This window comes from Pseudoalteromonas sp. BDTF-M6, from assembly GCF_018334135.1.
GTDB lineage: Bacteria > Pseudomonadota > Gammaproteobacteria > Enterobacterales > Alteromonadaceae > Pseudoalteromonas.
The window spans coordinates 40,293-65,563 of the sequence record NZ_JAGXTQ010000003.1 but is presented as its reverse complement, the minus strand read 5'-3'; the positions used below and the strand labels follow the sequence as shown (position 1 = coordinate 65,563).

The following is a 25,271-nucleotide window of genomic DNA, read 5'->3' as shown; positions in this document are numbered from 1 at the left end:
TAGCGACGCATTGCCACGTTGCAGGTGAAACAGGCCACCAAGCTGAGTAAAAAAGGCGTTAAACTTTTTAATTTATTAAGTAACAAATCATCAAAGGCTATGGCAGAATAAGCAAACAACAATAAAGTGTGGCCACAGCGCCGCCGGTAAAAATAACTCCCTATGATAAAAAAACTTGTTCACCTGGGTTTTATAAACATAGGCACGGACCGCCTTGAACACGTTGAAGCAACTAAAGTACAAACCACCAACCTGGTGACCGTAGTGACCTGTGTGGTTGCTTTGTTGTACGCACTGTACTTTCTTCTGTCTTTAAACCAGACCGCCGTGGCCGCTATTAACTTGGCCTTTGTTGTCTGTTATGGCTTTGGTTTGTTGTTCTCCCATAAGCGCTACTACCGAGGGGCCAAGGTGTGGTTTTTTACCGTGCTGATGGCGCACGTTTACCTCTTTAGTGTTCACACTTTTGGGGTTGGTGCTGGTTTTCATTTTTATTATTTAATAATTACCCCTGGGGTTTTTCTGCTCTTTAACGAAAACGACCGAGTTGAAAAATTTGTCTTTAGTTTAGCCGGCGGCATTCTTTTTTATGTATGTTCCGAGGCGGCGGATACGGCGCCCATTATCTCCCTCGATGCCCAATCCGAACGCCTGCTGTTTTATTCGGTGATCTACGTGACCATGATTGAAACCTATTTCATCATGGCTTTACTCAGCCATAACATAGATCTCTACCAAAAAGAGTTAAAGGCCATCGCCGCAACCGATGCGCTGACGGGGATCAATAACCGCCGCATGTTTATGATGATAGGCGAAGAGCTGTTCGAAAATGCCAAGCGCTATGAGCACCCCTTGTCGTTGCTGCTGTTGGATATCGATTACTTTAAAAAGATTAATGATGTGTATGGTCACCTGGTTGGCGACGAAGCGTTAAAGCAAGTGGCCGCAACGCTAAAAGCGAACCTGAGAGCCAGCGACTCTCTGGCGCGCTATGGCGGCGAAGAATTTGTTGTGGTGCTGCCAGAAACCGATATTACCAGTGCCCTGGCGGTGGCGGAAAACCTGCGCCACGCCGTTAGTAAGATTCAAATCGAGCTCCCCGAGGAAGCGCCGCTGACCTTTACCGTGAGTATCGGCGCCGCGGAAAAAACAGCCGACACACCCTGTCTGATGGGGTTGCTCACGTGCGCTGATAACGCCCTGTATCGCGCCAAAGAAACAGGGCGCAATAGGGTGATAAACCATGGGCAGGTTAAAGAAGAAGGGCTAGCGTTTAGCTAGCCCTATTCGACACTGCACTCACTGCCATCAAGTTTCAAGCACCAGCCGCTTGGTTCAAGCATAGGCTGGCCGTTCTTATCATGGCGGTAACGGGATACGCCGTTATACACCGCTTTACGTAACCGGTTGATGCCACCGACCGGTTCAAGTTCTTTTACCGCATGCCAAGGGGTAAAGGACAGGTTTTCACAAAACTGGTTTTGTTCCTGGGTATCAAATTGCTGCTCGGGTATCTCAATGCGCGCGACTTTAATAAAAGGGGAGTCCTCGGGTTGCCATTTGACCGTGGTGTCTTCCACCGGCATGTACTTATCCGGGTTTTGTAGCTGGACCATAAAGTCAAAACAGGCGCCGGTTTGGCTTAGATTGGCGCTAAGCTCCTGGCGTAAAAAGTTGGCATTATCATGGCTTACCGCGACAGCCGTGTTGCTCGAACAGGCCTTGGCGCTGTATTTCATAAACTGCTCTGCACCCAGACGATATGCAGACAGGCTGTGGTATTGCTCGGTGAGCAGGCTGTCCGGCGCTGGTTTTAGGGTTTTGGCGCCAAGGTAGAGTGACCTCAGGTGCCACTTGAATATGTTCCAGTTAAAGTCATTGAAAAAATAACCAAACTTGCTGCCTTGTGCCTGGTATTGCATAAACTTGGCGTATTCGGCGACATCTTTTATAAAAAAGACGTCGCTGTTGATCATCACAAAGTCCTGGGTTTGCGCATCCTGCTCCAGCGGCAGCAGCTTTTTGCCGTCAACGCCCATGACCTTGATGGCCATGCCCCTGGCATCTTTGACGCCATCCGCTTGCGGCCGGGTATCGCCGCTGGAAAAGCGAACCCAGGCCTGATACTGACTGGGCTCGGCAAATATCCCGTGCCTTAAGCGCGCGTCACTGAGCGCTGGCACGCTAAAAGTAGCCTGAACACAGCCGTGGGCTTTGGCATGGACATCGCGGCGATAAGGAGAGGGAGCCGTGGCCGCCTGGCTGCGATCCACCATTTGCACCGCCGATGAAATAATATCGGCGATGTGGGTTTGTTCATCGGCTGGAATGACAATCCCCAGGCTACCTTGTTTTTTGTCCTGGTTGATGACAAATAACGCCGCGACCAAAGCGATCATGCCGATGGTACAAAAGACAATGAGTTTTTTCATCTTGTTCCCTTAGAGGCCATCGCACTGAGTTACTGGGTTTGCTGCTGACGTGCTTGCGTGCTCGGCATCAGGGGAGTCTTTATGTATTTTTAAATACTCGATAATGGCCAGGCGCTGCGCCGGCGTTAATGCCGGGCCGATGACACCATATTGGGGCGGATTACCCGGCTGGTAGGGAATATAACCATCCCTGAATTCATGTCCGATATTTTTATTGCCGTCTTTTTGGGTATCAAACAAGAAGGCATGGCCCGCTTCTTTTTCGGTCACATAACCGAGATGCACGGGATCGTACTCTCTTTGCCCAACCCAAAACTGGCTGTCGCGCTCTGACACAGGCGAGAGCAGCTGGTAGATATTGGGTACCGAACCATTATGTAAAAACGGCGGTGTGGCCCAAATACCCTCTAAGGGTCTGGCCTTGTAGATCATTTTTTGTTGCGGCAAATCCAAGGCGCCAAAGCCGTCCATACAGGCTTGCTTTTCCGGCGAAAAGTTTTTGTCTTGATAGTACTTCTCTCTTAAATAGATGCCGGTAATGTTGAGTGCTTCACCCAGGCTGAGCGTCTCCACACTGAGCTTGGCCAACGCATCGTCCAAGGAGCGCAGTTGTTGCTGGATAAGAGCGGTTTTGATGTCTTGCTGAACATCATTATCGCCTTGCTCGCGAATGTGCTTATCCAGATCCGCTAATTTGGCGTATTTTTTTTGCCAGTTGTTAAAGCGTCGCTCTATATCCTGGTATTGCTGCGGATGGTCGCTTATCCAGTTGGTAGTTAAGGTTAACGCCTCGGCTTGTGGCTGAGGTTGTTGCAAAAACTGCTCAAGGCGCGGCGATTTAAGAAGCACTTTGGCCAGTCGTTGTAACTGCCTGATATTCATTGCCCGGACTTTCTGCGCTATGTCGCTGTTAGTTAGGCCTGTTTTGCTCAGGTTAAAGCGGTAGTTTAGAAAGTTATAGGCGGCGTTGGGATCCGTGCCCACATCATTGACGGCCAGTTCGCTCATTATCCAAAGCGGTTGGTCTTTGCCTTTTAACGGCGTTTCGATTTGTTTAACCAAGTCGCTGGCAGGGTGTGGACCATGACAGCCGGCGCAATGGCGCTGAAACAGCTGTTGTCCCTCGGCCGCTTTTACTCTATCGACCGGGCCAAAAATATCTTCCGGCCACTGCGGTGGCGTGAGCTTTTGCAGGGTCGATTCTATGGTAAAGATTTGTTCGGGCAACACGGAGGAATCGAAGCGCTGCTCCGGGGGCAGCGGATTGCCATAGCTGTCGGTCAGTGCAATGTGCGCGCCGACACCCAGCGCTTCACCCATGTTACGCGCCATGGGCTGTTTTACCGAGGCGCCATATTGCACCCAGTTAAATTTCCAGATATTCCAAAGCGGCGGGTAGTTAACCGGGCCGGTGGCCTTATGATAATTCTCTGCCGACAGATTATCGCCAAAAACGGTATTGCCGATGCGTGCCAGGGCATCGGTGCGGCCAAAGCCCTCGGTCACCGGATACAGGCCTTTGCTGGCATCGTTAAAGCCCTGGGTTAAAAAGCGCATTAACACCTTGCCGAATTTTTTCCTGAGGACGGCCTTGTTGTGGTCGTTATATTGCTCGCCCAGTACCTGGCTAGCAAAACGATCAAATTTAAGCGGGTTGAGATAGGTACTGGTCATCGACGCCACCAGGGTTGGCACAAAATGACCCAGTTTCATGGTGGTAAAGGCATGCATGGCCTGGCCGCCATCGATGCGCAGCGCGTAGTGTTTGCCGTCCTTTTTATAGTTTAGCTGACCGTTATGACAGGCAGCGCAGCTTAAATCCAACAGCTCGCTGCCCGATGCCTGGTCGAAGTGTTTGGTAAAGCCCAAGGGGTATTGATAGGGATTTTGTGGGCTTGGGTTGTCATCGACGATAAAGCCGTAGGCCTTTAAATGTCCTGGATCGGCAAATCGCGTCTCGCCCCAGGGCATTTCCAGGTGCGCCAGCCAGTCATATTCCATGCCCTTTAAGCTGGTGCCCTGTGGTGTGTAGTAGTAGGTTTGACGCTCAGGCGAATGCGCTTCGAGCCCCCAGCCCTGATCCAGGTAGCGGGTTTTTTCTGTCGGCTCATAGTCTGGGATCTGCGAGGCGGGATAGTGCACCAAGGCAAATAGGCTAAGGCCTGCCAGTACTAATAAAGCCGTTACACAGACCAGGATCCGTTTTGTTATTTTAATTAATGTCATTGTATTAACCAAGGTTAAGAGGAACAGGGTGAGGGCATCCCAACACCACAGAGCGATTTCTGAGCTAGCCGTTAAACGCTAATTTCAGGCCGGCATTTTTCATTTTTGCTTTTACCAGCATGCCGCTGGCACCCAAGGTGATATAGGCGGTTTTATTGTCTTCGCCACCAAAGCAGATATTAGAAGGCAAGGGGGCATACAAATCCACGCCCAGATTGATCTCGATATACTCCAATATCTCTCCTTCGGGAGACACCACGGTAATTCCGCCATTGCTAAAGGGGTTGTTGCCCTGCGGTAGCATGGTGGCCAGATAGAGGTTACCCAGCTCATCGACTGCCATGGAGTCATATATGGCCTGACCTTCAAAACCTGTTAGCAGGTAGGTGCCGTCCAGTGACCGGGGGTTTGGGGCGATTTCACCGGGTGCCGATAACTCCCAGTACAGCAGTCGTCGTGTATAGGTTTCTATGCTGTACAGGCGCTTGCCATCGGGCGACAGGGCGATACCGTTTGGCGCATTGAGCGGGAAGACCATTTGCTTGATGCTGGTGCCGTCCGGTGCAGCATAATAAATCCCCGTAATATCCCGGGTACGGCCATCGTCTTTGCCCCAGTCGGTAAACCACATGCCGCCTTGGTTATCAAAAACCAAATCGTCCGGTCCGCGCAGCGCAAAGGCGGGCGACAGGGCTTGGTCCTGCCACTGCATGTTGGCCATATCCAATCGGCGGCCAGTGTCGCAATGGGTATACAGGGTTTCAACCGCGGAGGTGGATAAATTTACCTTATCTATGCTGCCGCCTTTATACTCAGCCGATTGTCCGGTGCCGATAAAGAGCGTTTGCTTTGGCAGGGGAACTGGTATCCATTGAAAGCCACCACTGTTACAGATATAAACCTGGCCATCCGGTCCTATGGCCGCACCGTTAGGGCCACCGGGTATTTTGGCAACCACGGCTTTGTGACCCTTTGCTGAAACTCGGGTTAGTTGCTGATTTTTGATCTCTACCAGCAGCACACTGCCATCTTGCATATAGACGGGACCTTCGGGATAGCCGAGTTGATCACATAGGATTTCAAAGTTTGAACATAAAAAGCTCGTCATTATTGCTCTCCGCTGGTGGCCGTGGTCGCTAAGTCGATGGACTTAAGCATTTGATGGGCAAGTTGGAATCCCAATTCCCGGTAGGCTTCAAACTGCATTTCATCAAAAAATTGATTATTGGTGCTCTGATGCGGGAAATCAGGGTTCATTCTTTTATAACTTTTCAGGTCTTCGTTTAAGTGTTGGATCATGCAGGCCTTAATATAGATAAAGCGTCCATAGCTGCCGTCGTCATAGGATATTTTCCCCTCGGTCCAGGCTATATCTGAGGTTGCCTCCTGCTGGTTAATCTCGCTGACATCGATGGCGAGTTTGGCGCCAAAATCAACGCGCGCCAGCTCTATGAGCTTGGCCAGGTCCTTGTATTGGTATTTGGGATCGGCACCGGCATCACAACAGACAATGAGCTTGCACTTACGGCGGATCAATTCATAGCAGGCTAGGTTTTCAAAGTGGCCGCCATCGGAGAGGTGAATATAGGATTGTTGCTCGTTCAATCCCTGACCGAACATGTCCCTAAACATATATAGGTACCACCAAGGCTTATTGAAAAAGTTAGCCGGTTTGGTCGGCTTATTCGGGTTTTTCAGCCAACATCCGAGCCTTAGATTCAACAGAGACATAATAAAATTCAGCTGCTTAGAACGGGTCATCGGGGTATTGGTGGCAATCGCCGCGCCCGAAATAGCACAGGCACTGGCAAGGTCCAACTTGCCGGCCATGTAATCCTTGGTCGCTCTGTATCCCGTGCTGTCGGAGCCCGAATATAAGGGGGTCAGGGTGAAACAGTCGCCGCCGCGATTCTTATATTTGGCCCTGCTTGAGCCCAGTAATTCAATATTGCAATTAATGATGGGAAAGGGCGCGTCCGTGGCTTTGAGCTCGCCAAGTAATAGTTGCTTATCATAGCTGGTCGTTTGTTCGCACTCCTCGTCATTAGTTTCCCGCTTGGATAAATGACAAGGCATAAAGGCATCTTTTAGCCTGTCTCTGTAATAGCCATGCATAGACACTGAGTTGATGTTACAGCCCAATACCAGGAACACCGACAAAAACAGCAAGGGATAAAAAATGGTGGGTAGCAGCTCCCATTGCACGGCAAAGTGATAGCTGATCATCACAAAACCGAAACAGGTCAGCAGCAGACCTAAGTCTATCAATAGACTGGTGAGCGAATATTTAATATCGGCGTTGCCATTCCTTCTCGCCGCATAGCGGGTAATAGTGATACCTATTAGGGATATACTAAAGCTGGTGTGCACCACCCACTCGGCAAAGTGTTCAAACGACTTGTGTAAGAAGGGAATATAGCCAACGGCCAGCAACGCAAGGCCAAGGGGAAACAGGTTGCTGAGGTAATACCTGAGCGTTTCTGTACGGTGGTTTGCTCGCGCGGAATCAAAACCGGTACTGATGGCGGTCAGCAACATAACACCAAAGCTGGCAATTAGGGTGAGAAACCCCGCGGCCCGTAACAATGAGAAACCGTTAAAGGGAGCATGGATGGCAATAGCGGAAAGATCCGCAGAAAATTCATAGCTCAATAAAAATAGCAACAACAGCAATAAAGGCACCATGATCAGCATATTAATCAGGGTGCCCGTTAAGATAGCCGTTAACAGCGAGCTTTTATCAACGCCAAACCCCGGCGTTAAAAAACTGCTGTGTGCCCTTAGCCAAGCGAGGATGTCACTCGCATGCTTATCCCGACGACTGGTGCCAAAGGGGAAGCGACCGGGAAATCGGGATTTAAACCAGGTAAAGGAGGTGGCAATGTAACTGCCGCCAGACACGGATGACAGGTAGTCGAACTGCGTGAGTTGATCATTTTTGGCTAATGCCTGCAACACCCCGAGATTAAAGGTGGCCGAACGGATACCGCCGCCGGAAAAGGCCAGCGCTTTGGTGTCTTTGCTGCTATCACCACTTAGGTCGCAGGCGGCTCTGCGGTCGCTCAGCCATTGCTGTTCTTGATTTTCAATATCCCGATTAAATGTTTCTTGGAAGGAACTCATTGTTAAGTTGTTGTTATTATTTTTGTTATATTATCTATGTTTCTACAATTAACTCAAACGATACCTGCGTTTATTGCTGTTACCCGTGCGGGAAAGGGCTGGAGTCGGAAAGGCCGACCCGGCAACTTAGCCACCAGGACTTAGGACGCTGGTGGCTATTTACTGATGATTCGGTCGTATGTGAGCAGTTAAAAGGCTTAATCTACCGCATTAACAGCAGATCAATACAACCTAGCTAGTCCATACAAGCGTCGATGGAAAGACCGAGTTCATCGGCGACGAATTGGCCCAAGGCTTCCATGGTGTCATCATCGATAATTCCGGCTTCATAGAGTAGCCGCGCCAAATTACGCAAACCCATTCTGGGTGTGGGTTGCTCACTGCTGTGCTCACCCATAGCCCCGGTTTGTGCAAAGACCTTGGTTGCCTGTCCCCAGCACGCCTGTTGCGGGTTTTTTGCCTCCGCAGCGACAGCAAACGACGACGCTAAAAGTACTGCTGATACCATGGTGTAAGAAATTATCTTCATTGAATTGATCCTTATGATGGGGGAAGTATCTGTACGTACTGCGCGTGTACGAATAAAAGAATAGACCATCAGAGGAAGTCTGTTGAACCTGTAGAGTAGGCCGGGTGCTTGTGAGGTAAGTGTTTTTCGATTACTTTATGATTTAGTGAGATTTTTATTTAATAGCGCGTCTATATGGCGTTTACTGCTCTGAAGGTTTGCTTAGCTTAGCTTCACAAATAAGCATATTAAATGCTTTAGGCGGTTTTTATAAATGAAGACATTTTATTATATTTTTTTGCCATATTAGTCGCGACGGTTCTTTCTCACGCTTACCTTTCGAGTGAATATGCTAGAAGTCAAGATATTGAAGAATATGAAGTAATTACTGGCACCCTCCATAAAAAAGGTGAAAAAGACACAACAAAGCACGATAGGGCGTTCTACGTGAAAATCCGCAACGCAAATGGTGACTATACCTTGGTCCTTCCAAAGTCGCGTGCAGATTGTGATTTCCTTAGGAAAGTTCGTTTTTCAGAAAATGCAGAAGCCCGCGTCCTTCGCACATTTAAAGGAATACATTTAATTGAGCTTAAGATAGATGGACGTTATGTGCTAAGGCAATCAAGCAATTAGCATTATTTTAAAGTTGCTTGAAATGCCGGCAACGTATTTTACTCTTTTTCCTGCTCTATCAATTTGTTGCGTACCAAAGTAACTTATTGATTATATACTTTGACTTGTTTCCGATTTTTAAGGTGAGGGTAGAAGGATCGTACTTGGGACTTCGCAGTAGTCTGGTTGGAGTGAAAAGCGGTCACTCAATACATAGTTCGGTGGACATCACCTTCTAAGATATCAGAATCGCTAACTATAATACGTCCTTTACTTACGTCATAACTTGAAAAGTTACTCAATGGTAATTTCCAGCTCTCAGATTTTCTATTAATTGGCACGACATAAAGGTATTCAGTATCGTTTTCAGCATTAACGTAATACAAGTTATTTGAATCGACCTTTACATGATAAAAATCAGTTGGTAAGGATATTTGTGTATTAATAAAACTTAATTTTTCCGTAGAAGTTTTGTCACCAAGAGATGAATAGCTTGCTTGGTACAAGACGTTACTGTGTTGTTCAATAAAATAAACAAGTTCAGGCTGTTCGCTATCTTTCAACCCATAAGCCCACGTTCCATCAAATTTAACCTTTTTATTGTTAGAAAGCTGGACTACTACCAATTCAGGGGTTCCATTAATAACGTGTGTAATAGCCGCACTCTGGCTTGTAAGCCAATCCAAAGAAATGATTGGATTTTTACTTTCATAGATCAAAAGTTCTTCTTTAAATGCAGTCAAAGGTTTATTCGGGTCTAGTTCACTTATGGGAACTAGATAAACTTTGTTATCAACATTTAATAAAACATTTTTATCTTCCTCTGAAATTGAAACGTATTTAAGCCAATGAGAGTTGGGTAAATTGGTGACTACTTTGGCCTGATTATATTGGTTGTTTACTAAATACAATTGCATGCGGCCACTTCGTTTTGAAACGAATAAATACTTATCGCTTTTGTGAAATAGCGCAGGATAAACATCAAACACTGATGAATTATCAATAGTCTCATTGTTGTTCAAAGGCATTAGCCAGCGATTGTTGTAGTTTTTGTTCTCTGTACTAAATAGTATGTTGTTACCATCCGCTATCCTTGACAGCTTTGGCAATATCTCTTCAGATATATTGATAACTTCAGTAGAGGTTTCGCCATTTATGTCACTTCTAATGATTCGCTGGGCAGGTGGAGGGGCAAAGTAATACACTTGCTCTGAGTCATGATGCCATATTGCTTCATACACAGGCTTTTCAAACTTCATACCCTTTGTAATTTTGTTATCTGACAGATTAAGAGAGAGTAATTGAGTCTTGTAATCACTATCTGTGCTCATTATTAAAAGTTTTTTTCCATTTGGGGATATATCGAGATTATGATGCCCCCAACCCTTCGGTTGCGATTGAGTAACAATCTTATGTTCACCAGTTTCAACATCAAAAGCATAAATTTGATTCGGCCAATGATTTTTAGGTTGAGCAGCATAATAAAATGCATTTTGTCCATCATGATAATCTATATCTTTGACTCTCTTATCACTGCAATCAAATAACTTTTTTTGTGCTGTACTTATCTGATTTAGCTCTTCTGGCGCTGACAAGAATTCTTGATAAAGCCCGCACTTATTTGTCGCCATGTCAAGATAAAACATGATAGTTTGATTCGCATTTAGGTCTTCAACAAGCGAAATAATTTTACTGATACTGCCTTTTACTTTTGCTTTTTTAGTAACGGAGGTGTTAATGTTTTTTATCCAAAGTTCACGACTTTCATGGTCATCATTTTCTTTCAAATAATATAAGTGTTTATTGTTTGGGTGCATTATAGGAGAAAGCTCAGCACCCTCGTCACGTGTCAATGCTACCGAGTAACTAATATTTGAAGAGTTGTTATTACTAGATTTGAATATCATTAAAGCGCTTAAAACAATGACCAAAATAACAATGAAATAAATCATTATATAAGCTTTTAATTTTTCACCCCAAAAACTAACTGGGGCTATTTCAGAGGGGGGGTCGTTAATTAAGTTTGAATCAGTTGGATTTGAAGCTTTGCTCCCTAGTGCTTCAACGCTACAAACTAGGCGGTATCCTTTCTTGGGGACAGTTTGAATGTAATTAGGCTTTTTGGCATCATCACCCAGTAACTTTCGAAGGTTACCTATTAATTTATTGATTGCATTGTCGGTAACAACAGAACCCGCCCACAATTCTTCAAGTATATCTTGCCTTGAGATAACAGCATTTGGACGCTCAATGAATAGCAGAAGTAACTCAAATAATTTAGGCTCTATAAGTATTTCAGAGTTATCGCTCGCATTCAGCAAACATGAATGTTCTGAATCGAGTATATAATCGCCAAATTTAATCATAACCTACAGTAACAAAGCCCAAATTAATTAATCCTCATTCAAACGATATCACACCGAAAGTTTTATTGGAAAATGAATTAGCCCTAAGCCTCTAATATACCTAATAATTTTTGGAATTCACCTTTTCATCACTTTTTTTCCACACAACTTCATTACTTTTCTAAAGTTTAACGTCACATTAACTCTCTAATTTTAATAGAGTAATGGAAGTTTTTATGTTTAAAAAAATAGTAATTTTGCTTTTAGCATTTTTCCTTAGTTCTGAGGAAGTAAACGCCAATGTACGAGGCACTTCAATAACTGATAGCTTGTATTCAACCGTTTTGTCAGAGCAAAGAGACTTGTTGGTACACTTACCTAATAACTATAAAGAAAATAAAACACTTAATTATCCTGTTCTATATTTATTAGACGGACAAAGAAACTTTGCTCATACCATAGGTACTTTAGATTTACTGAATCAATCTAGCTTGGCGCAAGAGATGATTATCATCGCCATAAAGAATACACATCGTACAAGGGACTTTACTCCTACCTATGATCAAAGCTACAACGAATGGGGTATCTCAGGTGGTGCAGATGACTTTCTCGATTTTATTGAGAAGGAGCTTATTCCATACGTTAATAAAAAGTACCGTGCAAACAATTTCAAAATAGTATCAGGTCATTCTTTAGGAGGCTTGCTTTCTATCTATGCATTGCAATCGAGGCCAGAGCTATTTCAAGCGCATTTTGCATTTAGCCCTAGTCTATGGTGGCATAAACAGGTCATATTCAAAGAGGCAGAAAGCTTTTTAAATAATTCAAGTAAGTTAAATACGTATTTGTATGTAAATATGGGGAGTGAAGGTGGTCATATGTTAAGTTCATATGAGCGATATACAAAACTACTTAATTCTCATAACCGAAAAGGGTTCAAATTTAATTCAGATTTAGATACCTCTGAAACACACAACACAACAGCGCTTGCTGGACATTCATTAGCTTTCCAAAAGCTATATGCTTCTTTGCGTCCGGGTCATGAGACTATTGCCAAAGGCATTCCGGCAATCAAAGAGTTCTACAAAAAACAATCAGAAATCTACGGCTATGAAATAAAGCCAAGTTACGGGTCTATTAACAGAGTTGCTTATAACGCCCTTGAGGAAAAAGATTTTGCTACGGCAATCTCTATTTTTAAGGAGAATGCTAAGAATTACCCCTATAAAGCTGACGCTTATGATAGTTTGGCTGATGGATATGAGGCTAATGGAGAGCTAGAGAAAGCACTAGAAATGAGAAACTTAGTCATTAAAAAAAGTATTATTGAAAACATTGAAAACAACGCCTACAAAACTCGTCTAATTAATTTAAACAAATTGATTAAGGCTAACAACCCATAGCAAAAACCTTTTTATCCTTATGCGGACATGCCCAAAGTCCGCTTTTGGCATTGAGATGACTATCATGCAAACCATCAATTACCGTATCAGTATGAGACATCCATCGGAAATCAAAGTTATGGCGTTAATTTAAGGGGGGAAGGTCAGAACTAGTAGGGCAAACCTTATTTATGGCATTGCAGATAATAAAACAGTTATTCGTTGGTTTTATGAAGACATGCAGGTTGTTAAAAGAAGGGTAACGAACCTCCTGGGGAAAAGCGATGTGCTGTAATGAATGTTTGGTTGGGAGAAATGCATCCTTAATTCTGTGAGATAAAAGATAATTAGGAAGGATGAATTTCCCTTCATTTGGGTTTAGATAGAGGTAAGGCTAATTCTAAAAAGGAGAATCTCATTAAGCCCAAAAGTCTCAACCTGAGTGACCATGAGCACAACCAGCAGAAGCTTCAGTTTAATCAAAATATCCCATAAATTAGATTATGTTAAATGATACGCAATTCTATAGAATACGGGTAAAGTATCTGAACGGGAAGCGCTAAGGCGCTGAATGAAAAAGGATAAAACAAAAAAAAGCGGCCTATTTAATCAAAAATAGACCACTTTCCAACCATAAGACTTTAGAAATGTTAGTTTAGCTCATTATCTACCCAGAATTTAGTCCCTTTTAACACTGCTTGCAAGGCTAATCCTGTTTCGGTGAGCGAATAAACGGTCACATCGTCAACAATGGCTTCGGCGGTAACCGCGCCGCCATTGTCTTTATGCTTCGCTGCGGCATCGGCATTGCCGCCAAACGCCCAACCATGATCAATAAATCGGTTTAATGCCGCTTCGGTATGAAACACCATCACCACATTAAAATCTTTAACACCCAGGCCCAGGCCTAAACCCGCCTCGCCCATGTTCATATAGGTCCATTTACCGGTGCGGTTATTTTTTACCACACCGTAGCCGCCGCCGAAACTGGCAAACAGAACATTGACGTTGGCATTATCGAATACCGCATAACCGGCGCTCGTAGCAATTTGGTTTTGCACATCGGGTTTGCGCACATACAAGGTTTTCAATGTTTCGCTGCGCATGCTTTGTACCATCTCTCTTTTTGCTTGCGGACTGGCATTGCTGGAAGTGGCACAACCATTTAAGGCAAGCACGGCAACCGCTAGTAGCATGATGTGAACAAATGAAGCTCTAATTTTCATGGAGTACCCCTTCTTTAATGTCCAATACTAGACAGTATCGGACTTTATGATAAGCTAAGACTATAAATATTTTGGTTATTTATCTTATGCTTACCCCTTTAGTTGATACGTTTAAGCAATTACGCTATCAAATAGCCCATCTTGAAGATGGCACCTTAAACAGCGAATATCCCGAACTAGCTTTATTTATAGACCAACAAAGCTTAAACCTTGCTGAAATTTCGAAAGATTTATCATTTATTTACCAATATTTGTATGTTTATGGCCGCAAATCCGACGCCACTTTCACCCGTTTTCGCAATGAAATTGAGCGTTTTGCCCTTTGGTCTTGGCTGCTCAAAGGCGCCTCGGTGCTGGCATTAAAGCGCGAAGATATTGAACACTATATCGATTTTGTGGTTGAGCCCAGCAGCGACTGGTGTTCGGACTCGGTGCAGTGGCGATTTAAACAGCATCTTGGTCAGCGCATGGCCAATCCGAAGTGGCGCCCCTTTATGGCCAAGGAAACCAAGCCCAGTCAGCAAAGCCTAAACTCTACCTTTACTGCGCTTAATGTTTTTTATAAATTCGCCATTTTAGAAGAGCGTTCCTTCACCAACTTTGTTCCCGTGGTTAAAAAGAACTGCCCGTATCTGGTAGTGCAATCTCAAATAAATCAACCAGATACACTAAGCGATCTGCAATGGGAATATGTACTGCGGGTGACCGAAGAGCGTTGCGAAGACGATCCGCAACTCGAGCGTAACCTCTTTACTCTGGCCTGTTTAAAGGGTTTATATTTACGTATTTCCGAATTGTCGGAGCGCCCCAACTGGTCACCGGTTATGTCGCATTTTTGGCAAGACGCCGATGGCTTTTGGTTTTTGCGAGTCATGGGCAAAGGCAATAAGTTACGAGATGTGACGCTAAGTGACAGTTTTACCGCCTACTTAAAACGCTACCGTTTATTTCGCGGTCTCAGTGCCTTGCCTCGGGTCGATGAGCCCTACCCGCTCATTCATAAATTGCGCGGCAAAGGTGGTATGACGGTCAGACAAATTCGTCGTTTGGTACAACAAAGTTTTGATTTGGCCACCGCAGCACTTCATCACGATGGTTTTACCGAAGAGGCAGAAAAACTTACGGCGGCAACCGCACACTGGCTGCGCCATACCGGGGCGACCCACGATGCGCAAACCCGACCATTAAAACATTTATCTGAAGACTTGGGTCATGCTAAGTTGGCAACCACAGATCAAATTTATATTCAGACTAATATAAAAGAACGAGCTAAGTCAGGCGTTAAACGTAAGCTTTAAGCATGCTTTAGGCAGGCCGTGAGGATAAGCCATGGAATATTACATCGCAATCTTGTTGGCGTTGGCATTTTTTATCTACTCCATATCATTTCGCCAGTTGGCCCGGGCCGAACTCACCGGTCCCATGTACTTTGTGCTGACCGGCGTGGTCGTTGCGGCTATGTTCTTAGCGGAATTTAAAATCGGCCAACCCTTGGAAAAATTACTGCCTTTAGTCGAACTAACCTTGGCGGTGGTATTATTTTCCGACGCGGCGAAAACCCGACTGGCCATTTTAAAACGCGCCTACAAATATCCCGTGCTGCTTTTGTTTGTTGCCCTGCCACTTACCTTCTGCGCGACCGTGCTAACCGGATACCTGCTTTTTCCAGAGATGAGTGTATTGGCCTTGGCGTTATTGGCAATTATTTTAACGCCAACCGATGCCGCCTTAAGTAAAGGGATCTTAGAAGCCAAAGCGGTGCCGTTAAAACTTCGTGAAGCCATTAATGTTGAAAGTGGATTGAACGATGGCCTGTGCGTGCCGATTTTTCTATTTCTGTTTTTGTCCTGGCAACTGGGCAGTTGGCAACCGCCAATGAAGATGCTGGAGTTTATGTTTCGTGAAGTTGGGATAGCGCTTGTCGTTGCAACGCTTATTACCTGGTCAGCAACTTACTTAATACGATACAGCGCCCGACGTCATTTTTTTGAAAAGGCCTCCAGCCCATTTTTAATTTTGTCATTGGCGATTGTCAATTACAGTGTGGCTGAAGCCTTGGGCGGCAGTGGATTTGTGGCCGCCTTTGTTGCCGGTTTGCTGTTTGATTATTTGTATCGGCCGAGTAAGGATATGAGACTGATCGAGGAAAGCGAGCACATTGCCGAGTTCTTTTCGTACTTAATTTGGTGTTTGTTCGGGGCTTACAGTTATTGGCAGTTACAGAGCATGGAACTAAGTTGGGGCAAGCTGGCCTTTGCGCTGATCGCCGCAACCCTGGTGCGGGTTATCCCCGTTCTATTTAGTTTAATTGTATTTAACGGGTTAAATTTTAAAGAGAAATTTACCCTGGCCTGGTTTGGTCCGCGGGGCTTGGCTTCCATCGTTTTTACCTTAATGGTGTTAGACTCCGCCGACGGTTTGCTCAATGAGTTGGCGACGCTGACCATATTGACCAGCGTCTTTATTCACGGTATTACCACTCGCCCCATCGCTAACTCTTTCAGCAAAAAGCGCTTGGCAAAACGAGACTAGTGCAACACCTTAGCCAGTACCTCGATGGGGTGCTGCGGTTTATATTGCGCAAAACGTTTTACCTGGCTGCGACATGAAAAACCCGTGGCCAACAGCTGGGCTGGCTCGGTGTTATCAACCTTGGCTTTCCAGCTGAGATTATATAAGGCACTGCTGTTTTCCTGGTTTTGCAGTTCGTGGCCATAGGTACCGGCCATACCACAACAGCCGGTTGCTTGTGGATCCAGTTGTAATCCCAAGGCCGAGAAAATAGTTTTCCACACCTTGGCGCTGTGCGGTAAGGCAGTGGTTTCGCTGCAGTGACTCAGCAATACATAGCTTTGTTGTGGTTCAAATACCTGTTGTTTAAAAGTTTGCTCGCCCAGCCATTCATGGGCCAACAAGACATTGAAGTCCCCTCTTTGCTCGCCTAATACCGTGTTGTATTCATCGCGATAACACAAAACTAATGAGGCATCGAGCCCAACCATGGGGATGTCCAATTCACTAACCTGTTGTAAAAATGCCGCACTGTTTTTGGCGGTGCGGGCAAATTTATCCAAAAAGCCTTTCACATGTTGCGGCTTACCATTGGGTTTAAATGGCAGGATAATCGGTTTTTTGCCAAGCGCCTGCACAACCTTGGCAAAGCTTTCAACCAGCTCGGCCTCATAAAAACTCGTGAATGGGTCTTGCACGATAAGCACATAGTCGCGGCGCTGCTCTTCGCTCAATCGCTCAAGCTTATTCAGATCGAATTTTTCTAACGTCGCCGTGCGCTGAGCCAGATTGGGATGACTCGGCGTCGGTGTATCCACATAACCCAGGGTCTTTTTAATCGCCCATTGTACCGGTGACGATTTGATCACGGGGTTGGTAATGGCCGAAAACTTAGCCAACAGTGGTGCCGTGTTTTCTATGCCGGCAACCAGATAATCTTTTAATGGGCGGTTGTATTGGCTGTAGTAAAAGTTCAAAAAGCGAGCACGGAATGTCGGCACATCGACCTTAATCGGGCACGCAGTGGTACAGGCTTTACAGGCTAAGCACTCGTCCATGGACTCTTTCACTTCGTGTGAAAAGTCGTACTGACCCTTGCGTTTATTCTGGGTATTAAGGAAACGCTCCCACCAGGTGGGGCCATCTTTTTTGCTGATAACTTTTTCTTCTTCGAGCAGGTCAACGCCCTGCTCCGCCTGTAGTCGAAGCCACTCGCGCATTAATCCGGCGCGGCCTTTTGGTGAGTAACGGCGATCGCCAGTGGCCTTGTATGAAGGACACATCGGCGAGCTGACATCATAGTTAAAACACAAGCCGTTTCCGTTACAGTTCATGCTGTTGGCAAAACTATCTCGTACCTGAATATCAATTTGACGGTCGAACCAGCCACGCTTCTTATCATCAACGCTCACCAAGCGGTCGTTACTTTCAAGGGGGGTGCAGATTTTGCCCGGGTTAAGCTTGTTGTGCGGATCGAAGGCCGATTTAATACGGCGCAGCTCCTGGAATAGCTCGTCGCCAAAAAACTCCGGGCCGTATTCACTGCGATACCCTTTACCGTGTTCGCCCCACATCAGGCCACCGTACTTGGCGGTGAGTGCAACAACCTGATCGGAAATCTGGCGCAGGGTTTTTTCCTGCTCCGGATCGCACATATCCAGCGCCGGACGCACATGTAAAACGCCGGCATCGACATGGCCGAACATACCATAATCAAGTTGGTGACCGTCGAGTAATTCACGGAACTCGGCAATAAAGTCGGCCAGGTTTTCCGGCGGAACCGCGGTGTCTTCGGCAAAGGCAATAGGCTTTTTCGCGCCCTTGGTATTACCGAGCAGGCCAACGGACTTTTTGCGCATGGCATAGATTTTTTGTATATCGGCCACATTATTGGTGAGCTGATAACCAATTACCCCGGCTTCTTTATTCTCGATAAGGGCGTCAAGCTTGGCACACAGGGCGTCAATCTTGTCCTTCATATCCCCTTCTTGCTCGGCATTAAACTCAACCATGTTTAAGCCTTGCATTTCTTGCCCGGGTACATCGGTAATTAAGTCCGATACTGAATGCCAGACAATGTCTTCGCGGGCCAGGTTTAACACCTTACTATCAACGGTTTCAACCGAGGTCGCCTCGGCCGCCACTAAAAACGGCGAATTGCGCAGGGCGGAATCGAAGCTGTCATATTTAATATTGATCAGGGTTTTAAATTTGGCGATGGGCGTGATATTGAGTTTCGCCTCGGTGACTATGGCCAAAGAGCCTTCGGAGCCGGTCAGGACACGGCCAATATCAAACTCGCTCATGTGCTCATCAAACACATGCTCTAAATCATAACCGGTCAGGAAGCGGTTTAGGCGTGGGAATTTTTCTAAAATTAAATCGCGCTTACTGCTGGCCACATCCAATACAGTTTTGTAGACCTTGCCGACGGCGGTGTCTTGTTCGGCAATCAATTTGGCTTTTTCGACACTCACCCCTTGAGTATTGAGCTCGCTGCCATCGGCCAGAAACGCCTTGAGTGCCAGGGTGTGGTCCGAGGTTTTACCATAAACCAGACTGCCCTGACCTGAGGCATCGGTATTGATCATACCACCGACTGTGGCACGGTTACTGGTGGATAGGTCCGGTGCAAAAAAATAGCCGTAGGGGCGCAAAAAGTCGTTCAGTTGGTCTTTGATCACCCCGGCTTGAACCCTCACCCAACCTTCTTGCTCGTTAATTTCCAGAATTTCGCGCATATAGCGGGAAAGATCGATAACAATACCCGGTGTCAACGACTGGCCATTGGTGCCGGTACCGCCACCGCGTGGGCCAAAGGTTAGAGACAGAAATGGGTCGCGCGAGGCAATGTTCAATGCCAGTTGCACGTCTTTATTGGTTTTAGGAAACACCACACCCTGAGGAATGGTCTGATAGACACTGTTGTCGGTGGCCGCTAACAGTCGGGTGCCATAGCTGGCATCGACATCGCCGCTGAAGCCTTCAGCTTTGATTGTTTTTAGGTAATGTAATACCAGTTCAGAACTGACTTGCTCGACACTTAACTTTGCTATCATGGCCTTAAACCTCAGGAACGGACAGCGCCATTATAGCATGGTGAGCGGGCTTAGAAATTGAAGAATATACAGATTGTTACAAATTGAAATCACTTTGTAGCTGTGAATGCGCTATGGTCAGTTAATAAGCAATTATGTAGGTGATGTATGAAGAAGTGGTTGATGAATGCCGCTGCGGCGCTCTGTTTTATACTCGGATTGATATTCGCCGTGGTGCCTGGGCCCTCGGTGATATTCTTTTTAATTGGATTGACCCTGCTCGCCGTGCATTACCCCATTGCCCGTAAATATGTACGGGTATGCCAAACTACCCTTACGCGGGGGTGCCGGTTGCTCGATAGCAAATTGGCGAAAAAATAAAAGGGCGAAGATTTCGCCCTTTTTCTTTGTCTTACTCGGTAATCGAACTTAGTTCGATTTAAGCTTTTCAGCCAGGTATAGCCAGGTTTCCAATACCGTATCCGGGTTCAATGACACAGAATCGATACCTTCTTGTACCAGCCATGCGGCGAAGTCTTCGTGATCCGAAGGACCCTGACCACAAATACCTACGTACTTACCTTTTGCCTTGGCTGTTTTAATGGCCATAGACAATAGCTTCTTAATCGCTGGGTTACGCTCGTCGAACAGGTGAGCGATTAGACCCGAGTCACGGTCAAGACCTAAGGTTAGCTGAGTTAAATCGTTTGAACCGATTGAGAAACCGTCGAAGTACTCAAGGAATTCTTCGGCAAGTAGCGCGTTTGAAGGAAGCTCACACATCATGATCACTTTCAAACCGTTTTCGCCACGCTTAAGGCCGTGCTCTTCAAGTAGCTCGATAACCTTTTTACCTTCTTCAAGGGTACGTACGAACGGGATCATGATCTCAACGTTGTTCAAGTCCATGTCGTCACGAACACGCTTGATGGCTTCACACTCAAGGGCGAAACACTCGCGGAAGTCTTCACTGATATAACGTGAAGCACCACGGAAACCGATCATTGGGTTTTCTTCTTCCGGCTCGTATTGCTGACCGCCAACCAGGTTGGCATATTCGTTTGATTTGAAGTCAGACATACGGACGATTACGCGCTCAGGTGCAAAGGCACAACCAAGCGTGGCGATACCTTCAACCAGTTTGGCGATGTAGAATTCACGCGGCGACTCATAACCTGCGATGATGTCTTTGATTTCTGCCTGAAGTTCAGGAGATTGAGCATCGAAGTTAAGCAACGCTTTCGGGTGAACGCCAATCATACGGTTGATGATGAACTCAAGGCGAGCCAGGCCCACACCGGCGTGAGGTAAACGAGCGAAATCGAATGCACGATCCGGGTTACCCACGTTCATCATGATCTTCATTGGCAGGTCAGGCATTTCATCTACGCGTGAAGTCAGTACTTCATACTCAAGTTGGCCTTGGTAGATGTAACCCGTGTCACCTTCGGCACACGAAACGGTTACTTCCTGGTCCGCTTTGATTAGGTCGGTGGCGTTACCACAACCTACTACCGCAGGAATACCTAGTTCACGGGCGATGATGGCCGCGTGACAAGTACGACCGCCACGGTTGGTAACGATGGCAGCGGCACGCTTCATGATCGGTTCCCAATCCGGGTCGGTCATGTCGGTTACCAGGATATCGCCATGTTGTACCTTGTCCATCTCGTCGATAGAATTAAGTACGCGAACAACGCCGGCACCGATTTTATGACCGATGGCACGGCCTTCGGCAACAACGCTAGATGTTTGCTTAAGCTGGAAACGTTCCATTACGTTCGCATCTTCGTTTGAACGTACGGTTTCTGGGCGAGCCTGTACAATATAAAGCTTGCCGTCGTTACCGTCTTTTGCCCACTCGATGTCCATTGGACGACCGTAGTGTTTTTCGATGATAACTGCTTGCTTAGCAAGGTCCATTACTTCTTCGTCTGTAATAGAGAAGGTATTGGCTTGCTCTGGGGCTACGTCAACAATTTCAACTTGTTTGCCGTGTTCTTGGCCCTGTGAGTAAACCATTTGAATGGCTTTAGAACCAATGTTACGGCGAACAACGGCTGGTTTACCTTTGGCTAGGGTACCTTTGTGAACGTAGAATTCATCCGGGTTAACCGCGCCTTGTACAACCATTTCACCAAGACCGAAGCTTGATGTTACGAATACAACGTCTTCGAAACCTGACTCGGTGTCGATACTGAACATTACGCCAGAAGAGGCCATGTCAGAACGAACCATGCGCTGGATACCGGCTGAAAGTGCTACACCTTTGTGGTCGTAACCCTGGTGTACGCGATAAGAGATAGCGCGGTCATTAAATAGAGAAGCAAAAACGTGTTTGATAGCAACCATTACGGCATCGATGCCGCGCACGTTTAAGAAGGTTTCTTGTTGTCCGGCGAATGATGCGTCTGGCATGTCTTCGGCGGTGGCAGAGGAACGTACTGCAAAGGATACGTCGTGTGCTGGGTCAGCGTGTAGTTGGCCATAGGCCTCGCGGATAGCCTGGTCCAATGAATCCTGGAATGGCGTGTCGATAATCCACTGACGGATTTCGGCACCAACTTTGGCCAATTCATTGACATCTTCAACGTCTAGTTTATCTAACACGTCGTAGATGCGAGCATTCAATCCAGATTGCTCAAGAAACTCGTTAAATGCGTATGATGTCGTCGCAAAACCACCCGGTACTTGTACACCGGCGTTGGCTAGGTTTGAGATCATTTCACCGAGAGAGGCGTTTTTGCCTCCAACTCTCGGCACATCTTGCATACCAAGCTCTTGATACCAGAGAACGTATTCTTGCACGGAACTTTCTCCAAAAAACAAATTGTAAGTTTGGTCATTAAAACAATGACCTTTTAAATGAGGCGCTAACATTCTACACTGGCAAGCACTGATGCGTAAACCGTAGCCTTACGGTTTATCAGGTTATTACGAAAAAAAAGGATGATTATGCGCAACGCATTTTATATTTCTGACGGTACCGCAATTACCGCCGAGGTCTTTGGTAATGCGACTTTGTCGCTTTTTCCCATGGAATTTGAACACACGACTATTCCCTTTGTAGAAACCAAAGAAAAAGCCTTAGAAGTAAAGGCTCAAATTGAGCTGGCGGCGGCCACAAGCAAAGAAAAGCCCATTGTTTTCTTTACCTTTGTGAACCCTGAGCTCAGTGAAATCATCCTTGCAAGCAACGCCGTGTGCTACGACTTTATCAGCACCTTCAGCAATCAACTGCAGCTTGAGTTAGGTGTAGAGCCGGTACCTAAGGTGCATCGCACCCACAGTATCCATGAGCAAAGTTATGATTTCCGTATCGCCGCGGTAAACTATGCGCTGGCCAACGATGACGGCGCCAATATCAAGGATTATCAGCAGGCCGATGTAATTTTGGTTGGGGTGAGTCGCAGTGGTAAAACGCCGACCAGTTTATATCTTGCGCTGCAATACGGCATTAAAGCAGCAAACTACCCCTTTACGCCGGACGACCTTGAATCCGGCACTTTGCCAAAATGTCTGCAACCCTATAAAAATAAACTCTTTGGCTTGACCATAGAGCCGGAGCGCTTAGCGGCTATTCGAAATGAGCGCATGGCCAATTCCCGCTATGCCTCCATGCGTCAATGCCGCATCGAAACCCGGGAAGTGGAAATGCTCTATAAGCGTTTTCGTATCCCGCATTTCAATTCAACCCATCACTCGGTGGAGGAAATCTCCGCCAAGATTATGGCCGAGTCGGGACTGCAGCGACGTAAGTATTAATGCAGACATAAAAAAAGCGCCCAAGGGCGCTTTTTCTTTCGTTAAACCCTTACTTGCGGGCGTCTTTTAGCAGGTCCGCAACCAAGAAGCCGAGCTCCAATACCTGATCGGCATTGAGACGCGGGTCGCATTGAGTGCGGTAGCGCTGGGCCAAATCGTCATCCGACAGGCCATAGGCACCGCCGGTGCATTCGGTCACATGCTGGCCGGTCATTTCTAAATGCACACCGCCGGCATGAGAACCCTCGGCCTTATGGACGGCGAAGAACTGGCTGATCTCGCGCAGGATATTGTCGAAGCTACGGGTTTTATACCCAGAGCTGGCCTTTTCGGTATTGCCGTGCATGGGGTCAGAACTCCAGATCACCTTACGGCCTTCTTGCTGCACGCGACGAACCAGCGCCGGCAGTTTCTCCGGCAGTACATCGGCACCCATGCGGGTGATCAGCGTCAAACGCCCAGGAATATTGTCTGGGTTAACCGCATCGATTAACTCAATGAGCTCGTCCGGGGTCATCCCCGGGCCAACCTTGACGCCGATGGGGTTTTTAATGCCACGGAAGAATTCGATATGCGCATGATCAAGCTGGCGTGTACGCTCGCCAATCCACACAAAGTGTGCAGAACAATCGTACCAGTCACCGGATAGGTGATCACGGCGTGTGAGCGCCTGCTCATAACCCAGTAATAAAGCCTCGTGAGACGTATATAAAGACGTTTCGGTTAAAGACGGTGCATTGGTGGAATTAATGCCACAGACTTCCATAAACTCGAGGGCGTCCTGGATGCGATCGGCAACCTCTTGATATTTATCCTTCAGTGGGTTGGCGGCAACGAAACTCATATTCCAACGGTTTACCTGGTGTAAATCCGCGAGACCACCTTGAGCAAACGCACGCAACAAGTTAAGCGTAGATGCACTGTGATGATAAGCCTTCATCAAGCGCTGCGGATCGGGAACACGGGCCTGCTCGGTGAATTCGTAACTGTTAATAATGTCGCCGCGATATGAAGGCAGGCTGACGCCGTCAATGGTTTCAACGTCGCTCGAACGCGGCTTGGCAAACTGGCCGGCCATACGCGCGATTTTAACCACGGGGCATTTGCCACCATAGGTTAATACCACCGCCATCTGCAGCAGCGTTTTAAAGGTATCGCGAATATTGGCGGCGCTAAAATCCGCGAAAGACTCGGCGCAGTCGCCGCCTTGTAATAAAAATGCGCGGCCTTCACACACGTCTTCCAGTTGTTTGAACAGGCTGCGGGTTTCTTCGGCGAACACTAGTGGCGGTGCACTGTTTAGCTCGCTTTCAACGTTTGCCAGCACACCTTGATCTGGGTATGTGGGTTGCTGGACTATGGGGAAATCCCTCCAGCTATTTGGACTCCAAGGTTTCACTTTACAATTTTCCTCATTCCTAATTGTACCTCACTCACGAAAGTACCGAATGGCGGGGTCTAGCGCAAGGGTAAAAGGGCAAGATGGGAAAATAAAGTACCCTACTTTTGTCGCAGAGCGAGGACGTATATTAATGAACACATCATACTATTGAGAAGAATAAGCCAACCTCAGCATAATCTCTACTTGTTACCTAATTCGCTAAACAAGGCATCGATGGCCGTTTCGCACATGGCGATGACAGCATCAAAACCCGCTTGTCCGCCGTAATATGGATCGGGCACCTGGGCAAACTTGGGGTCTGGATGATAATCAAGGAGACGCTTAATCGATGCGGTTGCATCGCTTGGTTGCATGGCTAATACATCCTGGTAGTTTTGCTCGTCCATGGTCAGTAACAGGTCTTGCTCGTAGAAATCGTCCTGCGTTAGTCTTTGCGCCGTTAACCGAGACAAGTCGTAACCGTGTTGCGCGCCATGAGTGATGGCCCTCTCATCCGGGTGCTCGCCAACATGATACCCAGAGGTACCAGAGCTGCTAAAGGTGATGTAGGTTAAGCCCTGCTCTATTGCACGCTTTTGAGCAATCGCATGAGCTGTTGGTGAGCGGCAAATATTGCCTAAGCAGACGAACATGATTTTCATCGCTGGTAGATCCTGAATTTATGCGTCTAATTAACTTTAGTGCTCTCTTATAAAGAG

Annotated in this window: 18 protein-coding genes; 7 read left to right on the top strand and 11 right to left on the bottom strand. The window is 46.6% G+C overall.

Features of this window, described 5'->3' with window-relative positions; all coding sequences use genetic code 11:
* Positions 1 to 162: 162 nt before the first annotated feature.
* The gene (locus tag KD147_RS07495; RefSeq protein WP_212547396.1) at positions 163 to 1,281 is read left to right on the top strand and encodes a GGDEF domain-containing protein; all 1,119 of its coding nucleotides are present in this window, start codon (positions 163 to 165) and stop codon (positions 1,279 to 1,281) included.
* Positions 1,282 to 1,283: 2 nt separating this feature from the next.
* Here KD147_RS07495 and KD147_RS07490 read toward each other — a convergent pair whose 3' ends face one another.
* The 6 genes from KD147_RS07490 to KD147_RS07465 form a co-directional block, all read right to left on the bottom strand.
* Positions 1,284 to 2,432: a catalase family protein gene (locus tag KD147_RS07490; RefSeq protein ID WP_212547395.1), complete on the bottom strand. Its 1,149-nt coding sequence runs from the start codon at positions 2,430 to 2,432 to the stop codon at positions 1,284 to 1,286.
* Positions 2,433 to 2,441: 9 nt separating this feature from the next.
* Positions 2,442 to 4,658, bottom strand: a complete 2,217-nt coding sequence (locus KD147_RS07485) for a c-type cytochrome (protein ID WP_212547394.1) — start codon at positions 4,656 to 4,658, stop codon at positions 2,442 to 2,444.
* Positions 4,659 to 4,722: 64 nt separating this feature from the next.
* On the bottom strand, positions 4,723 to 5,766 hold the full coding sequence (locus KD147_RS07480) for an SMP-30/gluconolactonase/LRE family protein (RefSeq protein WP_212547393.1): 1,044 nt from the start codon (positions 5,764 to 5,766) through the stop codon (positions 4,723 to 4,725).
* Positions 5,766 to 7,781 (bottom strand): patatin-like phospholipase family protein, encoded by a 2,016-nt coding sequence (locus KD147_RS07475; RefSeq protein ID WP_212547392.1) that lies wholly within the window; start codon positions 7,779 to 7,781, stop codon positions 5,766 to 5,768. The genes KD147_RS07480 and KD147_RS07475 overlap by 1 nt, the downstream gene beginning before the upstream one ends.
* Positions 7,782 to 8,016: 235 nt before the next feature.
* Positions 8,017 to 8,310, bottom strand: a complete 294-nt coding sequence (locus KD147_RS07470) for a hypothetical protein (protein ID WP_105188907.1) — start codon at positions 8,308 to 8,310, stop codon at positions 8,017 to 8,019.
* 800 nt (positions 8,311 to 9,110) lie between these two features.
* The gene (locus tag KD147_RS07465) at positions 9,111 to 11,270 is read right to left on the bottom strand and encodes a winged helix-turn-helix domain-containing protein (protein ID WP_212547391.1); all 2,160 of its coding nucleotides are present in this window, start codon (positions 11,268 to 11,270) and stop codon (positions 9,111 to 9,113) included.
* A gap of 215 nt (positions 11,271 to 11,485) precedes the next feature.
* On the opposite strand from KD147_RS07465, the gene KD147_RS07460 reads away from it, so the two are divergent.
* Positions 11,486 to 12,652, top strand: a complete 1,167-nt coding sequence (locus KD147_RS07460; protein WP_105188905.1) for an alpha/beta hydrolase-fold protein — start codon at positions 11,486 to 11,488, stop codon at positions 12,650 to 12,652.
* A 629-nt stretch (positions 12,653 to 13,281) separates the two neighbouring features.
* Here KD147_RS07460 and KD147_RS07455 read toward each other — a convergent pair.
* Positions 13,282 to 13,857: a lipid-binding SYLF domain-containing protein gene (locus tag KD147_RS07455; protein WP_212547390.1), complete on the bottom strand. Its 576-nt coding sequence runs from the start codon at positions 13,855 to 13,857 to the stop codon at positions 13,282 to 13,284.
* Between the two features lie 86 nt (positions 13,858 to 13,943).
* Between KD147_RS07455 and KD147_RS07450 the strand changes: the two genes are divergently transcribed.
* Positions 13,944 to 15,155 (top strand): tyrosine-type recombinase/integrase, encoded by a 1,212-nt coding sequence (locus tag KD147_RS07450; RefSeq protein ID WP_212547389.1) that lies wholly within the window; start codon positions 13,944 to 13,946, stop codon positions 15,153 to 15,155.
* 31 nt (positions 15,156 to 15,186) lie between these two features.
* Positions 15,187 to 16,389 (top strand): cation:proton antiporter, encoded by a 1,203-nt coding sequence (locus KD147_RS07445; RefSeq protein WP_212547388.1) that lies wholly within the window; start codon positions 15,187 to 15,189, stop codon positions 16,387 to 16,389.
* Here the strand turns inward: KD147_RS07445 and ydiJ are convergent.
* The gene (ydiJ, locus tag KD147_RS07440) at positions 16,386 to 19,427 is read right to left on the bottom strand and encodes a D-2-hydroxyglutarate dehydrogenase YdiJ (RefSeq protein WP_212547387.1); all 3,042 of its coding nucleotides are present in this window, start codon (positions 19,425 to 19,427) and stop codon (positions 16,386 to 16,388) included. The genes KD147_RS07445 and ydiJ overlap by 4 nt on opposite strands.
* A gap of 140 nt (positions 19,428 to 19,567) precedes the next feature.
* Between ydiJ and KD147_RS16815 the strand changes: the two genes are divergently transcribed.
* Both KD147_RS16815 and KD147_RS16990 read left to right on the top strand, forming a co-directional pair.
* Complete coding sequence (locus KD147_RS16815; RefSeq protein ID WP_349304689.1) at positions 19,568 to 19,714, top strand: hypothetical protein; 147 nt, start codon at positions 19,568 to 19,570, stop codon at positions 19,712 to 19,714.
* The gene (locus KD147_RS16990) at positions 19,656 to 19,787 is read left to right on the top strand and encodes a hypothetical protein (RefSeq protein ID WP_349304685.1); all 132 of its coding nucleotides are present in this window, start codon (positions 19,656 to 19,658) and stop codon (positions 19,785 to 19,787) included. Before KD147_RS16815 ends, KD147_RS16990 begins: the two co-directional genes overlap by 59 nt.
* A 48-nt stretch (positions 19,788 to 19,835) precedes the next feature.
* On the opposite strand, the gene ppsA is transcribed toward KD147_RS16990, so the two are convergent.
* A complete protein-coding gene (gene ppsA / locus KD147_RS07430) occupies positions 19,836 to 22,214 on the bottom strand; it encodes a phosphoenolpyruvate synthase (RefSeq protein ID WP_212547386.1) in 2,379 nt (792 codons plus the stop codon).
* Positions 22,215 to 22,361: 147 nt separating this feature from the next.
* Here ppsA and ppsR point away from each other — a divergent pair, with 147 nt between their 5' ends.
* Positions 22,362 to 23,171: a posphoenolpyruvate synthetase regulatory kinase/phosphorylase PpsR gene (gene ppsR, locus KD147_RS07425; RefSeq protein WP_212547385.1), complete on the top strand. Its 810-nt coding sequence runs from the start codon at positions 22,362 to 22,364 to the stop codon at positions 23,169 to 23,171.
* Positions 23,172 to 23,220: 49 nt separating this feature from the next.
* On the opposite strand, the gene KD147_RS07420 is transcribed toward ppsR, so the two are convergent.
* The gene (locus KD147_RS07420) at positions 23,221 to 24,570 is read right to left on the bottom strand and encodes a class II 3-deoxy-7-phosphoheptulonate synthase (protein WP_105254293.1); all 1,350 of its coding nucleotides are present in this window, start codon (positions 24,568 to 24,570) and stop codon (positions 23,221 to 23,223) included.
* Positions 24,571 to 24,752: 182 nt separating this feature from the next.
* Positions 24,753 to 25,214, bottom strand: coding sequence for a low molecular weight protein-tyrosine-phosphatase (locus KD147_RS07415; RefSeq protein ID WP_212547384.1), 462 nt, complete (start codon positions 25,212 to 25,214; stop codon positions 24,753 to 24,755).
* Positions 25,215 to 25,271: the final 57 nt, after the last annotated feature.

Coding starts and splice junctions, on each gene's coding strand:
- KD147_RS07495 (WP_212547396.1), top strand. CDS start 163: ATGATAAAAAAACTTGTTCACCTGGGTTTTATAAACATAGGCACGGAC.
- KD147_RS07490 (WP_212547395.1), bottom strand. CDS start 2,432: ATGAAAAAACTCATTGTCTTTTGTACCATCGGCATGATCGCTTTGGTC.
- KD147_RS07485 (WP_212547394.1), bottom strand. CDS start 4,658: ATGACATTAATTAAAATAACAAAACGGATCCTGGTCTGTGTAACGGCT.
- KD147_RS07480 (WP_212547393.1), bottom strand. CDS start 5,766: ATGACGAGCTTTTTATGTTCAAACTTTGAAATCCTATGTGATCAACTC.
- KD147_RS07475 (WP_212547392.1), bottom strand. CDS start 7,781: ATGAGTTCCTTCCAAGAAACATTTAATCGGGATATTGAAAATCAAGAA.
- KD147_RS07470 (WP_105188907.1), bottom strand. CDS start 8,310: ATGAAGATAATTTCTTACACCATGGTATCAGCAGTACTTTTAGCGTCG.
- KD147_RS07465 (WP_212547391.1), bottom strand. CDS start 11,270: ATGATTAAATTTGGCGATTATATACTCGATTCAGAACATTCATGTTTG.
- KD147_RS07460 (WP_105188905.1), top strand. CDS start 11,486: ATGTTTAAAAAAATAGTAATTTTGCTTTTAGCATTTTTCCTTAGTTCT.
- KD147_RS07455 (WP_212547390.1), bottom strand. CDS start 13,857: ATGAAAATTAGAGCTTCATTTGTTCACATCATGCTACTAGCGGTTGCC.
- KD147_RS07450 (WP_212547389.1), top strand. CDS start 13,944: ATGCTTACCCCTTTAGTTGATACGTTTAAGCAATTACGCTATCAAATA.
- KD147_RS07445 (WP_212547388.1), top strand. CDS start 15,187: ATGGAATATTACATCGCAATCTTGTTGGCGTTGGCATTTTTTATCTAC.
- ydiJ (WP_212547387.1), bottom strand. CDS start 19,427: ATGATAGCAAAGTTAAGTGTCGAGCAAGTCAGTTCTGAACTGGTATTA.
- ppsR (WP_212547385.1), top strand. CDS start 22,362: ATGCGCAACGCATTTTATATTTCTGACGGTACCGCAATTACCGCCGAG.
- KD147_RS07415 (WP_212547384.1), bottom strand. CDS start 25,214: ATGAAAATCATGTTCGTCTGCTTAGGCAATATTTGCCGCTCACCAACA.